This is a genomic window from Bacillus sp. NPDC094106 (assembly GCF_044764345.1).
Taxonomy (GTDB): domain Bacteria; phylum Bacillota; class Bacilli; order Bacillales; family Bacillaceae_G; genus Bacillus_A.
In genome coordinates this window covers 157,984-172,702 of sequence record NZ_JBIWHY010000010.1, presented here as the reverse complement: position 1 = coordinate 172,702, position 14,719 = coordinate 157,984, and the positions used below count along the sequence as shown (strand labels likewise).

Below are 14,719 nucleotides of genomic sequence, written 5' to 3'. Positions count from 1 at the left end.
ATTAAAATGGATTTATATATACTTCAGACAAAGATGAAAAGAATGGAGATTATCGGAAGAACTATATAAAAAAGGGCAGCTATTTTAGCTGCCCTTTCCAATCCTCTTATTCTTCCCCAAAACGTTCAACAAGTGTTGCAAGTGTACGAACCATTGCACCTGTTGCTCCAGCTGGACCTAAATCATGTGCACCCTTTGTCTCAGATGTTCCAGCGATATCTAAGTGTACCCATGGTGTTTCTTCTGCAAATTCACCAAGGAATGTTCCTGCCATTACTGCATGACCTTCACGGCCCGGTGAGTTATTTAAATCTGCAAATTTACTGTTACGAACGCGCTCTTTATCACGCTCAAAAATCGGTAATTGCCAAATTGGCTCATCCGTTTCCATTGATGCTTCTAATACTTGTTCAAACAATGTTTCATTGTTTGTCATCGCACCCGTTGTATGGTTTCCAAGTGCAACGATGACACCGCCTGTTAATGTTGCAACATCAACAAGATAGTTTGCACCAAGTTTCTTCGCATACGTAATACCATCCGCTAATGCTAGACGACCTTCTGCATCTGTATTTAATACTTCAATTGTTTTACCGCTCATAGATGTAATCACATCATCTGGTTTAAATGCTGTACCACTTACCATATTGTCTGTTGATGGAATAACAGCAACCACGTTTTGCTCTGGACGAAGTTCCCCGATAATTTCCATTGCACCAAGAACTGCTGCAGCGCCGCCCATATCACCTTTCATACCAACCATGCCTTCACGTGGTTTTAAAGAATAACCGCCTGTATCATATGTGATTCCTTTTCCAACAAAGCCAATAACATCTGTCCACTCTTCTTTTCCTTTATAAATAAGAGCAATCATTTTTGGCGGCTCTGTAGAACCTTGGTTTACGGCAAGTAATGCACCCATACCGAGTTCTTCCATTTCTTCTTTCTCAAGCACTTTATAATCCATATCGTATTTTTCCGCTAACTCAACTGCATACTCTGCAAGCGTTGTTGCAGTTAACATGTTCGGCGGCATATTTACAAGTGTACGAGCTGAGTTTGTAGCACGTCCGTGTACATATCCAACCATTAATGCAGCTTCGATTTCTTTTGCATCTTCCGCTGTAATAACGGCAAGTTTTTCTAGCTCTACGCTCTCTTTTTTACCCGTTTTATATGTTTGTAATTCGTATGTACCAAGGCAATGTACTTCAGCTGCAACATGTGCAACATCAATTGCGTCTAATTTATCTGTTACGAACGAATCAAGTAAGATGGCAGCATCTTGTACTTTGGCAGATTGTAACGTTTTAAATGCCTTACTAAGTGCAGCACGTAATGTTTCTGTTGTATATGCTTCTTTTTTTCCAAGACCAACAAAGTAATAACGCTTTACATTTGTTTTTCCTAAGCTATGCACTTTTGAAATGGCTTTTTTCTTTGCACTAAGTTCTTTCTCTTCTAATAGAACTTGTAATTGTCCTTCAAACGCTTTGTCTAATTCCTGTACAAAGCTGCTCGCTTTCTCTTCTTCGAATAAGGCAACAATAACTGCTTCATGGCTTGCTAATTCTTTTTGTACTTGAAACATATTCAAACCCCCTAGATTTCTCTATCTTTCATTATAACTGTATTTTTTCGGAAATGCGATAATTCTAACTTCTCTTTCATTTCATATAGATAAGAAACTCAGGTAACGATGGTAGTTCATGTATTCTTTCATATGGAACGTTCTCTATTTTTTCAGGTATTATTTTTCGGCACTCTTTCACAAATATTACGACTTCTTCTACATCTAAGTTCCAATGCACAGGGCAGTATGGCGTCAAATATTGCTCTGCCACTTCCATCATAAGGCGCGCTCCCTTTACATTTCCATAACTGTAATGATACTGAGCAACTACCATTTGCAATAAGCCTTTTAAGAATAAATTACTCCGCTCTTCCAGCCACATTTCTTCAAGCAAATCATGGCACGTATAATAATCTCCTTCATTATATTTCACAAAAAACTCATAATACGCAAAAGGATAATCTTCCACTGTCGCACCCCGTTTTTCTTATATTGTGAAACAGGACAAATTAAAAAGTCCAGTGTTAATCACACTAGACTATCTCTGTTTCAAATATTGACCACGGAATACTTGCATTGTTTCATCTTGGTTCAGCATCGTTAACTGATCTTCTGATAATTTACCATTTCCCATTTTTACTACATATACATTTACCTTTTTCTTGCCCCACTGGCTATATACATCTTGAACAGTATCATAATATAAATCAAGTCGATTTCCTTTTATAGCGCCGCCTTTATCCGCGACAACACCGTACCCATAACCTGGTACAAAAAGAATGGTCCCAATTGGGAATACTCGTAAATCTGCTGCGATTGTAGAATATAAATCTCTTTTCGCTTTTACACCTGAATACGTGATACCATACTCTGGATGCCCAGGGCTTTTTCCTGTTGATTCGGCACCCGACGTATAACCAGTTGCAGTCATTTCCATAACACGATATTTCGACCAGTCATTTGCCTGTTCTAAAGCATTTATCACTTCTTTATTCGGAACAACTTGTTTTTTCATTTCAGCTGCATGTACTTCTTTTACATCTCTTTCTTTATATGTTTTTATAATATCTACTAAAGAAACTCCTGTGAATGCTTGCCACGTCACACATAATGCTGCTACAAGTAAACAAGTCATCATAATGCGAATACCATATCGTTTTAACATTTTTATATTCCACACTCCTTCATCGTTAGTCATTCCCTATACGAGAAAGAAATATGCAAAAAAAAATCTCCAAACGGCTTGGAGACTAAAACATTTGATATCCACTTTTTCGAAGTTTCTTTATCACAACTCCTGCTAAAATCGCTCCTATAAATCCAGTCGATAAAATAAAAAGATCAGCTTGTCCAAGATGCGATACACTTGTTCCAAATGAAGAGAATGTTTCTTTCGGTTTTGAAAAATAATCCCACACACTTGCTTTGTTAATGATAAGCATACAAACAATCGGATAGATGACAACCATCACCCACGTCGCACGTAAAATCATGTTGAGCAAAAAACCAATTCCAAAGAAAAGTATAAAAAACAACATCATTGAAATAAGTAATACCGGGATACTCAATCCTTTCCCCTCTCCTTCTATTTCTTATCTCCTGCCGTAAACACATGATACGATGTATATCCAAATTGCTCTCCTGGATTTAAAGTTGTTTCCATCTCAAGAAGCGGTTCTGTATTCCCTTCAAGTAAGTGCCGAACTAATATAGAAGCATCTTGACCATACGCGATATCTTTCGGATGTAAAAAAGCTACTTCAGACAGTTCCTTCTCTTGAACCGTAACCTCTTCTCCCTCTGGCTCCAGCAGAAAAATAATCATATTATCACTGATCTCATCACGAATGACACCAGAGCGAATACCAATCACTCCTTTTACATGTGCAACGATGCCTGTTTCTTCTAAAATTTCACGTTTAACAGCTTGATCAATTGTTTCTCCTTCATTTACAAAACCAGCTGGTAACGACCACTTTCCTTTTAACCCGCCGTATTTTTTCTTTACAAAGAGCCATCGACCATCTTTTGTAACTACAAGTCCACTTACAGCTAACCAAACATTCCCGCGTTTCCCCATGATGTAAAACCCCTTTCGCCTGAACGGACAGAATATTCATTCTTTTTTATATATTATACTATATTTTTCAGTGAGAATAATATAATCTTCCTTGTTTCTCAATTACTACGTTTCTTTCTACCCTTCTATAATTTCCGTATATTTTATATAATGGGAATATAAGGTATTATTTTCCTGTAGAAAGGTCTCGAATTCCTTCAAAATTCTTCCTTGAATATTACATCACACCTATTCATTGCGAAAGGAGTAAAAAGTAAAATGAGAAATCAATCAAAAAAGTCCAGTATTGTATTTGTAACATTCGTTTCCGCATTACTCTTCTGCTCTGTCTTAGTTGCCATTTCACTTTCACCACTTGCTGATTTAGGACCTAATGCAAATACATTTAACTCTTTAGGCATGTGGAAATCAATCGGCATGATTTTACTATTTTATATCGTACCTCTACTTCTTTATATAGGAGGAGTGAAGGCAATACAATTCATTATGGCTTTTCTTTGCGTTATGGGGCTATTCGTAAATCTTGTGATACTTGCAGTCGTATTTATTACAATACGTGCAAATGACTATAACGCCTCCTCTTTCTTAGGAGTCATCATTCTTTGCGCAGCGGTATCAATCACAAATGTAATTTGGTTTTTTGTTGCTTTTCGCTCAAAAAGAACTTCTACTTATACACTGGATGCACAATAAAATAGAAATTTAAAAAAGCAGAAACGACTCCTAGCCGTTTCTGCTTTTTTCTACTATATACCTCTTTTGATTTTCCAACATATAAAGTGAAACTTTAATCCGTGAGGGTTTTCTTCATCCCCCACGGATTATTAGCCCTCACCAATCGGGCTTTTACGGGCAGTTTATCTCCTACCTTACTTCTTTAGAAAAGCGGAAGCGGCTTGCTCAGAATCGCAGGACGTTGGAGCCCCCGACAGAGAGGAGCTTTTTGCCTCGTCCGAGGGGGCGAAACGACCGGAGATTCTAGCCGCTAGAGCTGGACAATGCTTTCGCCGAATTTTGAGGTGGGAGTATTACTGCCCGTTAATGCGGGATAAAACACGGCTGTGAAAACAAAAGTGGATCTCCACTCGTTTACTCCCTTTGTTTTAACATGGCATGGGGTAGGAAAAGGCCCTGACCGCTTCTACACATGGCTGGATGCTCTCTTCCATCAAAAAAGAAAGGTTTTTTCATTTATATTTATATATTAAAAGAACTTCAATTTACCTTTTTTAAGAACTAATAAAGGTCCACCAAGTAAGAATAAGTAACGATTATCAATTACTTTCTTCATGAATGAAGCTTTCCAGCCCGTTAGCTTTTTACCCATAACAACGCCCATTGCATCGTCATGTCCTAATGAACATACAGAACCTTTGTTATCAAATACGAATTTCTTCATTTCGCCTTTACCGCGAATTAACACAGATAAATTATGCGCAATGTTGTAACCTTGTTGAATTGCAATTTGTGCTGTTGGTGGGTATGGACGGTTATTTTCTTCATTAATAATTAACGCTGCGTCACCAACCATGAATACCTCTTCATGACCTGGAGCGTGCATATACTCATCAACTTTAATACGTCCGCGCATCGCTTCAAAGCCAGACTCTTCCACAATGCCGTTACCGCGAACACCAGCAGCCCAAACAACAGTTTCAGATTTAAGTAACTCAACATCGTCACCATTTGCAACTAAAATGCCTTCTTCATTCGCTTCTTTAATTGCTGTACCGATGCGGAATTCCACGCCTTTTTTCTCTAACTGTTTTACAGCGTACTCAACTAATTCTGGATCAAAACCAGGAAGTGCTGTTGGAGCAGCCTCTACACAGATGATACGTGCTTTTTCACGTGGAACATCATACTCTTTGCAAAGTTCAGGAATACGGTTTGCAAGTTCCCCTACATACTCGATACCTGTAAATCCTGCACCGCCAACAACGATTGTTACTAACTCATCACGCTTTTCAGTCGCATATTGAGAGAACTTATATTCCATATGATCACGAATTTGACGAGTTGCATTAATGTTAGTGATAGAGAATGCATGCTCTTTTAGTCCTTTAATACCAAATGTTTCAGACTCGAAACCAAGACCGATTACTAAGTAATCATACTCTAACTCACCATTTTTTAAGATAACGCGTTTTTCAGCTGCTTTAATTTCTACAACTGTATCTTGTACAAAGTTTACTTTATTTGTATCAATAACGTCTTTAATGTCGAGACGGATTTTATCATGATGTAATGTGCCAGCTGCACTTTCATGTAACCAAGTTGCTTGGTAGTGATAGCTGTTGTTGTTTACTAACGTAATTTCAGCTTCATTTACAGATAATGTTTTTTGTAGACGAACAGTCGTAATCATCCCGCCATAACCTGCACCTAAAACTACGATTTTTGGAGTTTTCACTGAATCACAACCCTTTTCTTTATTAATAGTAATGAAAAAATAAGACCAAAGTGCTAAACACTCAATTTGTCAAGAATGTGGAATTCATCACATTCTCAATTACAACAAAACGTATTCAAAAAAAATTACGAAATTTGTCCTAAAAAATTAACATAATACTTTCCTATATTAGTCGGTTTCATTTCATAATTCAAGCACCTAGAGAATTATCATTATTTTAAAATAACATAGCGTTTTCAAGGGTTTTTTAGCCTATATTTCATGTATTTTCCTACCGAGATATTTTATACCTCTTTCTAACTAATCTATGCAAAAGCTTACACACAATTCCGTCGTTTTCTTACATATTATGAACTAAAATATGCTATCATTTAAATGAAGTACAATCATTTGCAGGATTTTCGTATACATATGAAAAATATATGGAATCAATATCCAAATTCCATATATAAGGGGGCATAAATAGTGACAGAAAATCAAGAAATTTACGACATAACGATTATTGGTGGAGGTCCAACAGGACTATTTACAGCGTTTTATGGCGGAATGAGACAGGCAAGTGTAAAAATTATTGAGAGCTTACCACAGCTTGGAGGACAATTGTCCGCACTATACCCTGAGAAATATATTTATGACGTTGCGGGATTTCCGAAAGTACGCGCTCAAGAATTGGTGAACAACCTAAAAGAGCAAATGAAAAAGTTTGATCCAACCGTTTGCTTAGAAGAAGCAGTGGATACACTTGAAAAACAAGCTGATGGCGTATTTAAGCTTGTAACAAATAAACAAACACACTATTCTAAATCTGTCATTATTACAGCTGGTAACGGCGCTTTCCAATCACGCCGTTTAGAATTAGACGGTGTAGAAAAATTTGAGAAGAAAAACTTACACTATTTTGTTGATGATATGAACAAATTCGCTGGAAAACGCGTCGTTGTATTTGGTGGCGGTGATTCTGCGGTAGACTGGACAATGATGTTAGAGCCAATCGCTGACCAAGTTACAATCGTTCATCGCCGTGATAAATTCCGCGCTCATGAACATAGCGTAGAAAACTTAATGAATTCTCGCGCACAGGTAAAAACGCCATACGTTCCAGTTGAACTCATTGGTGAAGACAAAATTGAACAAGTTGTTCTGCAGCATGTCAAAACAGAAGAGAAAGTTGTCATTGACGTTGATGATGTCATCGTAAACTACGGCTTTGTTTCTTCCCTTGGTCCAATTAAAAACTGGGGCTTAGACATTCAAAAGAACAGCATCGTTGTAAACTCTAAAATGGAAACAAATATTTCTGGCATTTATGCAGCTGGTGACGTTTGTACATATGAAGGAAAAGTAAAACTCATTGCATGTGGCTTTGGTGAAGCACCAACAGCAGTAAACAATGCAAAAGCTTACTTCGATCCAAATGCAAAACTGCAGCCAATGCATAGTTCTAGTATGTTTTAATGTATAGATATGATAAAGAAGGCACAATTTCTACAATAGAAATTGTGCCTTCTTTTCTTACTTTACTTAATACTTTCTAACTCCCATTTATGTCTCTCACCCGGTGAAGTTGTATTATCAGGGTTTAAAATGAATTCACCAGCGAATACAAGTGGGGCAATCCCATTATCCGCGACACTTCCAGACCATGGATTGTCTCTAAATGCAATATAAGTAGAATCAGATTTTAAATAGAAGCTCTTTTCATTTGTAACTTTATCTAATTTAATCGTAGATCTATTACGCTCTTGATCTAACCAACTATAATCATACCCATTTCCGATGTTAAGGTACTGATAGCCATCATGAGTACTATTCGTGAACTTAAGGAATACTTCTTCATCTTTGCCAATTGGTTGTCCTGGTCTAGATTGACCTTTTCTCTCGATCACGGCTTGTGTAGCTTGAATATCTTTTCCGTGTATTTCCTTATTTTTAGGCCCAAGTCTTAATCCATCCCAATTGTTCCCTTTTAGACTAACGTGTACATATTTTCCGCCTATAGTTTGATATAATGCACTTGCATGCCATTCTTCTTTTACACCGTCAAAAATGTTTGCAGTTGTTTTCAAATAATACGGTTTTCCTTCGACAATAAATTCACCCTTATTATCTACTAATAAGTTATCGAACTCTTTATTATACTTAACAGCTATAGAGATCTTTTGTGTCGGAAGTTTCTTTTGTGCATCATTGATTTCAAATGTCACTTCTTTTGATGGATCGAATTGATCTAAGCTTACAGTTTCTTTAGATTCATATGAATTCCCATTTTTCACCAATGTTACTTGCTGCGTTGCTTTAGAATTTTTCTTTTCAAAAGAAGCGGAGATTTCATTACTTGCTCCGAATAAGCCCGGTACGACCGCGGCATAAAGCTTTTTCTTAATTGGATCATAAGCACTATACGATAATGTTGGTGGTTGAAGTTGTTCAAAAGCACCAACTCTCATACCTTTTGATACAGGAGTTTCTTTTACATTTTCTAAATTCCCATTCTCAAAAATGTTTCGCTCTCCACCTCTACTCTCTACAATCGCATTCACTTTTTTAGAATCTACGTTAATATGCTTTAAAACCTCATTAAACGTTAAATTGCCCTCACCAACACTGTTTGGCGCATACACTCTAAACTTCGGTTGATTCCCGATATCTGTTTCTAGTAATGCAGTAGACGCATTTACACGAGATTCATATTTCCCTGCATCTCCTAAATTTTTAAATTCTCCGTCTTGTTCAATAGAAACGTCCATTGTGCTCGTCGGTAATACTTCAACAGAAAGAAGCGCACCTTGCTCAACAGCTTTTAATTCATCTAACGTTAAATAAATATTTACATCTGCTTGACCTTCTAAGCTGTCAATTAATACTTCTGTTTTATTTCTTCCGCCTTTTTCTGTGCTTAAATGCTGTGCTTTATAACGATCTTGCGTTGCCTTTACAGTATTAATAATTTTATCTCCTAAGCGAATATTAAAGTGAGGAGATACGTTTTCTGCCGATGCTGTACCTGTGTTTTTATACTCTAACTGTAAACTTACTTTTGCTGCTTTTGCTGTATCAACTGTTGTTGCAGTAGACCAATCAAAATTATTAGAATAGCTTTCTGTTTCAGTGTCAGTTTTTGAATATCCATAGCCGACATTTAATGAAGCATCAGCCTTTGGTGTTGGGCCCGCTGCTGAACCTTCAACACCGCCTCCCACAGTTAAACCAACATTAAAAGAATGCTGCGTCGATACACTTTTCTCCCAGCCTTTATTAATAGATCCGCCTTTTGAATCTGTAATAGACGCAATCGGAGTTACTCCAATACGTTTGATGCCAATTTGTAAGTTCGGCATATTGGCAACCATTGGATTGAAATCAGTATCAGAATCACTGCCAAAATGTGCAACTTCATAATCATCTGTAAAAGGATCTCCATCTGAATTCGCACTCATAGGATTCGTGATGAATTTTAATTTCCCTTTATCTTTCTCTGGATCCCATGCCCGTGCTTCATTTTTCCCGGTTTGGTAATTGAACTCAATTTTATATCCATTTGTCTCTAAATCGTTAGGAATACCATCATTATCCCAATCATTATTTTGTATTTCAATTTTTTCAGTAGAAATTTGTCCTTTTTTTCCGTCAGTTCCAAGAACAGCTTTTTCTTCTTTTACATTTGCATCCTCTTTGAACATCTCAACTTTACTGTCTGGACTTGGTTGCTTTACGTCTGCTAACGCAGGAGATGCTAAAGTTAGTGCCATTGTTACACTGCTTAATACAGCAAATGCTGGCTTCAATTTCAATTTCTTTTTCTTCATCGTCATTTTTCTCCTTGTTTTCTAGATGAGTTAGAACATCTACTAGTAAGATTAACTTCATCATAGCTAACAAATCTTTCATTTCTCTCTCATAAATGTTACAAAAGTCTTTCAGGCGTATTATTTCTTTTCTGACATAACAGGAAGAGTAAACCAAAATTCACATCCCTGTTTCCCATCCGAACGATCTTGAACACCAATCTCTCCTTTGTGTATTTCAACTAGTGATCTTGCAATGGCGAGTCCAAGTCCAGACCCTCCAGATTGTGAACTTCTTGATGGGTCTGTTCTGAAAAAACGATCAAATATACGTAATTGATCATCGTAAGAAATCCCTTCTCCTTCATCACGCAAAGTGAATGTAACTTGCTGCTTTTGTTTATTTTCCTCTACAATTAACTCGATTGTTCCAAATGTAGGGGAATGCCGAATCGCATTATGTAATAAATTACTGATAACCCGCATGATTTTACACGGCATAATCCAAAGTCGTGGCAATGTATCCGAAACGTGCAATTGTAAATGAATATCTTTGTCCTTCAATAAGATCGCATGGGAATCTAGTACTTCTAATAGAATGCTGTCTACATGTGTTAAACTGGGGTGAAAGGCCTCTTGTCCAAGTTCTAGCTTAGAAAGCTCAAACAAATTATTAATTAATCCATTCAATCTTTGGATTTCGTTTAGGATTGTCGTTAGATACTGCATTTTCATATTAGGATCTTCAATTAAATCATCTTGTAACGCTTCTATCATCAATTGTATGCTAGCCATAGGGGTTCGTAAGTCATGGGAAATATTCGCAATTAGTTCTGTACGTGCTTTTTCTCCTTGTTCTAACTTCGTAAAGCTTTCTTCTAATTTTTTTGCCATTTGTTGAAAAGCTGTTGCTAATTCTTTAAACTCTTCTGGTTCTTTTCCGATTATGTACATCGTTTCAAAGTGTCTATCACTAAATTGTTTCGTTAATGCAATTAAATTTTGAATCGATCTCATAATAGGACGTGTCATTAACCAGTAAATAATCGTTGAAAGAACCATTGCTACTAACACAATTCCTATTAATAACCTTGTTTGTTCCGGTCTAAGTAACATTCTTCTATCGCTATACCAGATTGAAATGACTATGATGCCCGTGCTTAATACATTCATCAATAACAATTGATACCTTAACTTCATGTTTCATTTCCTCCATCTGGCTCAAAGCGATATCCTATGCCCCAAACTGTATGAATCCAACGATTCTTTGTTGTATGCTTCTCCAGTTTTTCACGTAGACGACTCATTAACACCGTTACTGCATTTGTGCACCCTTCATATTCAAAATTCCATATCTGTTCCAGAAGTTGAGATCGTGAAAATACTTGTTTTGGATGCTTTGCCATTAGATAAAGTACCTCAAATTCTTTCACCGTTAACTCAATTTCATGTCCACAAACAAATACACGTCTTTTCGTTGGATCAATCTTTAAATCTAGGAACTCTATCATTTCTGATACAGGTTCTTTCGCTTGTATTGTTGCTTGATTTCCTCTTCTTAATATAATTTGCACCCTTAATACTAATTCACGAGGTGAAAACGGCTTTGTCACATAATCATCTGCACCCATTGTTAATCCTAAAATTCGATCTCTTTCTTCTCCCCTAGCGGTTAACATAATAATAGGGATATTAGAGTATTGACGAATTTCCTCACATAATTCCCAGCCATCTTTTTTCGGCATCATCAAATCTAAAATAATTAAATCTGGTTGATATTGCTGAAATACATTCCAACCTTCTGTTCCGTTTTCAGCGGTGTATACTTCATATCCTTCTCTTTCCAAGTACCGTTTACATATGTCTCGGATATTATCTTCATCTTCTATGATTACAATTCTTTTTTTCATACATGAAATCTCCTCCGTTCCTTTATCAATAACGACAGAAATACTTCGTTTATGCACTCTTATATAATAAATACAGATAATGATTTATATATATATGTAACGAATATGATTGTCAATTTAAAAAAGAACACTTTGAATCTACGTGTTCCATACCATTCACGAATCATAATTATATAAACCAGATGATTATTTTAACACCAGACTGCTGTATGATTATTAGTTCATCAACCCCTGGAAGATTAAATATATAGGATTTTTAAAATAGATACAACAAGCGATAGACAGGTTTTATTTAATTAAAAATTATGAATCATATAATCTAAAAAAATGTTTTCCCTATATATACATCAATTAAAAAGCCTACATAAAACCCCGCTTTTTGAGTGGGAGCGAGCATCTGGCCATGCATAGAAGCGGTCAGGACCTTTTTCTGCCACATGCGAAGTAAAAACAGAAATAGCAAACGAGTGGAGGTTACTTTTTATTCTGCATAGCAGGGATTTAGATATCGAAAAATTAAAATGGATTTATTTAATTCCATACCGATTACACACCTTTTTAGAGTAATAGTATAAGTATGCTCGAGATTTAGAGATTACTTGCGCCAGAACCGGCAAATCTGCTATCATTGTCTACAATTAAAAAGTGCAGTATAGAAATATTAGAAACTGTATAAAACGAGTGTTAACAGGATTTTATATCCGTTCAAAATTGTTACATAGAAAGGAAGCAGTATGGAGAAATTACAACAAAACAAATCTACTTTAGAAGGAAGCGGAAAACCGTTATTACAGAACACCAACTTCCTTTTCCTCTGGGCAGCTACTCTATTTTCAAGCTTTGCTTTAGCCTTTTTTACTTTTTCCCAAACATGGTACATAGCGAAAACATTAAATCTTGAAGCTTCACTTGGCGTTGTCTTTGTTGCTCTTAGTGTCCCAAGGCTTATCTTTATGATTGTCGGCGGAGCTGTAGCAGATAAGTTTCCGAAAAAAAATATTATGTTTTACTCCAATATCATTCGTGCCATTCTTGTTGCAACGATTTTAACTTGGTTTATCGTTGGTGATGTAACCTTATATACATTCGCTTTGTTTGCTTTATTCTTCGGATTAGCAGATGCTTTCTTCTGGTCAGCAGATGGATCTATTCTGCCTGAACTAGTAGAAAAACATCGCTTAACACAAGCAAATTCACTCACGCAGATGACAAACCAAGCATCAGTCATTTTAGGCCCTGTACTTGGGGGGATCCTTATCAAATTTACTAACTATGAGACAATCTTTACAATTACGATCATTTTACTCATCGTTGCTGCTATACTCGTTCAGAAAATACAATCTACAATGCAAGAGGAACCTGATAAAGACAAAGGAATGTTTACATCCATTAAAGAAGGGATTTTATATGTAAAGGAATCACCTTTTCTTTCAACATTCCTCATCTGCAGTGCCTTTTTAAACTTATTTCTAATCGGTCCGATGCAAGTTGGTTTTCCATTGTTCGTTAAAAATGTCTTGCACGGTGACTCACTTCAATTTAGTTACTTAGAAGCAGCTGTCGGAGGCGGTATGGCAATTGGTGCTGTCATCGTTGGCCTTAAGAATATCAATCGTAGACGCGGCTTGTTTTGTATCGTCATGATGCTGCTGTCCGGCGTGTTCTTTTTATCAATTAATTTTAGTACAGCACTTTGGCAAGCTCTATTAGCTGGTGCCTTTTACGGTATTACCATTGCCATGGCCATCGTTCCATTAATGGCAATGATTCAGTCTACTGTAAAAGAAGAAATGATGGGACGTGTTATGAGTCTAATGATGCTTTCATCTATGGGCTTTATCCCGCTTTCCTATGCAATTACATCGCTCGCACTCGCTGCTGGCATTCCGATTGTAACCATTATGAAAAGCGGCGCCATCGCAGTTATTATCTTCGTATTATTTGTGGCAATTCGCGTTCCGGTAGTAAGAAAGTTTGATTAACCTGTAAGGGTCATGTGCTACACGCATGACTCTTTTTTGAATGGATCAAATAGAGTTAATCCCTTACTCCTTCTTACAGCTGCTCCCCATTCTAATCCAACATCCAAAAATAGCGCTCGCATCGTACTATACAAAAGAGCTCCCATATCTTTCCGAATCTCCCCACACTTATACGCTCTTACAACACTTTTCGTACGCCGAATAATCTGTGCATAAACATCTTCATCAGCAATCAACTTTTCCAAAAATACACCTTGTTCTAGTAATCCACTCTTTTTATATGCAAGTTCCACTTTACTCCAAAGCAAATTGATCGTTTGCGGATTTCTGGACATTGGTATAACCGCATGTATGAAATTGACTGGAATATCATGACGACAATATGTTTCATCAAGTTCATACGTTATTCTATTCTTTTGTAATTTAGAAAAGTTTTTATAATAAACCGTTTCCCTTTCTTCTCGCGCCTCTTCCTTCTTACTGCCTTCTACACTTTCCCCCTTTTCACATGCGGTCATTTCCATACGGTCATTCATGCGGTCAATCGCTGCTTTACGAAATACATATAAGTTCGCACTATATCCCCCGCGCTTATGTCTCTCTTTCGTAGGAATCCGCTCAATAATTCCGAGCTCCTCCAGCTTTGCAACAGAGCGGCGCACCGTACGAATACTTTTTCCTATCTTCTCAGCAATCGTCCCCATTAATGGACAAGCAACACCAACTGTTTTTTGTTTTTCATTAACTGCATATCTTCCTAACAAACGAATCACTAAAAAATCCGTCTCGTTTATATCCGATTGATACCTCTTTACAATTTGCTGCTGATACGCATTAAATTCTTCTTTACTTTGAAATTCGCTATATGTTTTCATTAAATTATAGAAAGTTCCCATTTTTATCACCCCATATATAAATAGGAACTCAAAAGCAAAATGGGCGATGATTTTATAATTTTTGATGAACTGAGGTAGAA

The 14,719-nt window shown here is 36.8% G+C and carries 13 protein-coding genes; 3 read left to right on the top strand and 10 right to left on the bottom strand.

Features of this window, described 5'->3' with window-relative positions; translation table 11 throughout:
• Positions 1-106 precede the first annotated feature (106 nt).
• The 5 genes from ACIQ7L_RS16390 to ACIQ7L_RS16370 form a co-directional block, all read right to left on the bottom strand.
• Positions 107-1,591 (bottom strand): leucyl aminopeptidase, encoded by a 1,485-nt coding sequence (locus ACIQ7L_RS16390; RefSeq protein ID WP_400570566.1) that lies wholly within the window; start codon positions 1,589-1,591, stop codon positions 107-109.
• 76 nt (positions 1,592-1,667) lie between these two features.
• Positions 1,668-2,042: a DUF309 domain-containing protein gene (locus ACIQ7L_RS16385; RefSeq protein WP_400570565.1), complete on the bottom strand. Its 375-nt coding sequence runs from the start codon at positions 2,040-2,042 to the stop codon at positions 1,668-1,670.
• 69 nt (positions 2,043-2,111) lie between these two features.
• Positions 2,112-2,738 carry a 3D domain-containing protein gene (locus ACIQ7L_RS16380; protein ID WP_400570564.1) on the bottom strand — a complete coding sequence of 209 codons (627 nt, stop codon included), beginning with the start codon at positions 2,736-2,738 and terminating at the stop codon, positions 2,112-2,114.
• An 85-nt stretch (positions 2,739-2,823) separates the two neighbouring features.
• A complete protein-coding gene (locus ACIQ7L_RS16375; RefSeq protein WP_400570563.1) occupies positions 2,824-3,141 on the bottom strand; it encodes a YuiB family protein in 318 nt (105 codons plus the stop codon).
• A gap of 17 nt (positions 3,142-3,158) precedes the next feature.
• Complete coding sequence (locus tag ACIQ7L_RS16370; protein WP_400570562.1) at positions 3,159-3,653, bottom strand: NUDIX domain-containing protein; 495 nt, start codon at positions 3,651-3,653, stop codon at positions 3,159-3,161.
• Positions 3,654-3,911: 258 nt separating this feature from the next.
• Here ACIQ7L_RS16370 and ACIQ7L_RS16365 point away from each other — a divergent pair, with 258 nt between their 5' ends.
• Positions 3,912-4,346: a DUF5391 family protein gene (locus tag ACIQ7L_RS16365; RefSeq protein ID WP_400570561.1), complete on the top strand. Its 435-nt coding sequence runs from the start codon at positions 3,912-3,914 to the stop codon at positions 4,344-4,346.
• A 511-nt stretch (positions 4,347-4,857) separates the two neighbouring features.
• Here the strand turns inward: ACIQ7L_RS16365 and ACIQ7L_RS16360 are convergent.
• A complete protein-coding gene (locus ACIQ7L_RS16360; protein ID WP_400570560.1) occupies positions 4,858-6,066 on the bottom strand; it encodes an NAD(P)/FAD-dependent oxidoreductase in 1,209 nt (402 codons plus the stop codon).
• A gap of 465 nt (positions 6,067-6,531) precedes the next feature.
• Between ACIQ7L_RS16360 and ACIQ7L_RS16355 the strand changes: the two genes are divergently transcribed.
• Positions 6,532-7,521, top strand: coding sequence for an NAD(P)/FAD-dependent oxidoreductase (locus ACIQ7L_RS16355; RefSeq protein ID WP_400570559.1), 990 nt, complete (start codon positions 6,532-6,534; stop codon positions 7,519-7,521).
• Positions 7,522-7,583: 62 nt separating this feature from the next.
• Here the strand turns inward: ACIQ7L_RS16355 and ACIQ7L_RS16350 are convergent, their stop codons facing one another.
• The 3 genes from ACIQ7L_RS16350 to ACIQ7L_RS16340 all read right to left on the bottom strand — a co-directional run bounded on the left by ACIQ7L_RS16350 (position 7,584) and on the right by ACIQ7L_RS16340 (position 11,761).
• Positions 7,584-9,872 carry a binary toxin-like calcium binding domain-containing protein gene (locus tag ACIQ7L_RS16350; protein WP_400570558.1) on the bottom strand — a complete coding sequence of 763 codons (2,289 nt, stop codon included), beginning with the start codon at positions 9,870-9,872 and terminating at the stop codon, positions 7,584-7,586.
• A 120-nt stretch (positions 9,873-9,992) separates the two neighbouring features.
• Positions 9,993-11,051, bottom strand: a complete 1,059-nt coding sequence (locus ACIQ7L_RS16345; protein ID WP_400570557.1) for a sensor histidine kinase — start codon at positions 11,049-11,051, stop codon at positions 9,993-9,995.
• Positions 11,048-11,761 carry a response regulator transcription factor gene (locus ACIQ7L_RS16340; RefSeq protein ID WP_400570556.1) on the bottom strand — a complete coding sequence of 238 codons (714 nt, stop codon included), beginning with the start codon at positions 11,759-11,761 and terminating at the stop codon, positions 11,048-11,050. Before ACIQ7L_RS16340 ends, ACIQ7L_RS16345 begins: the two co-directional genes overlap by 4 nt.
• 734 nt (positions 11,762-12,495) lie before the next feature.
• Here ACIQ7L_RS16340 and ACIQ7L_RS16335 point away from each other — a divergent pair.
• Positions 12,496-13,743 (top strand): MFS transporter, encoded by a 1,248-nt coding sequence (locus tag ACIQ7L_RS16335; protein ID WP_400570555.1) that lies wholly within the window; start codon positions 12,496-12,498, stop codon positions 13,741-13,743.
• Between the two features lie 17 nt (positions 13,744-13,760).
• On the opposite strand, the gene ACIQ7L_RS16330 is transcribed toward ACIQ7L_RS16335, so the two are convergent.
• A complete protein-coding gene (locus ACIQ7L_RS16330; RefSeq protein ID WP_400570554.1) occupies positions 13,761-14,639 on the bottom strand; it encodes a helix-turn-helix domain-containing protein in 879 nt (292 codons plus the stop codon).
• Between the last annotated feature and the right edge of the window lie 80 nt (positions 14,640-14,719).

Excerpts from the sequence above, each read along its gene's own strand:
- ACIQ7L_RS16390 (WP_400570566.1), bottom strand. The coding sequence starts at position 1,591 with ATGTTTCAAGTACAAAAAGAATTAGCAAGCCATGAAGCAGTTATTGTT.
- ACIQ7L_RS16340 (WP_400570556.1), bottom strand. The coding sequence starts at position 11,761 with ATGAAAAAAAGAATTGTAATCATAGAAGATGAAGATAATATCCGAGAC.
- ACIQ7L_RS16380 (WP_400570564.1), bottom strand. The coding sequence starts at position 2,738 with ATGTTAAAACGATATGGTATTCGCATTATGATGACTTGTTTACTTGTA.
- ACIQ7L_RS16365 (WP_400570561.1), top strand. The coding sequence starts at position 3,912 with ATGAGAAATCAATCAAAAAAGTCCAGTATTGTATTTGTAACATTCGTT.
- ACIQ7L_RS16350 (WP_400570558.1), bottom strand. The coding sequence starts at position 9,872 with ATGAAGAAAAAGAAATTGAAATTGAAGCCAGCATTTGCTGTATTAAGC.
- ACIQ7L_RS16335 (WP_400570555.1), top strand. The coding sequence starts at position 12,496 with ATGGAGAAATTACAACAAAACAAATCTACTTTAGAAGGAAGCGGAAAA.
- ACIQ7L_RS16330 (WP_400570554.1), bottom strand. The coding sequence starts at position 14,639 with ATGGGAACTTTCTATAATTTAATGAAAACATATAGCGAATTTCAAAGT.
- ACIQ7L_RS16370 (WP_400570562.1), bottom strand. The coding sequence starts at position 3,653 with ATGGGGAAACGCGGGAATGTTTGGTTAGCTGTAAGTGGACTTGTAGTT.
- ACIQ7L_RS16345 (WP_400570557.1), bottom strand. The coding sequence starts at position 11,051 with ATGAAGTTAAGGTATCAATTGTTATTGATGAATGTATTAAGCACGGGC.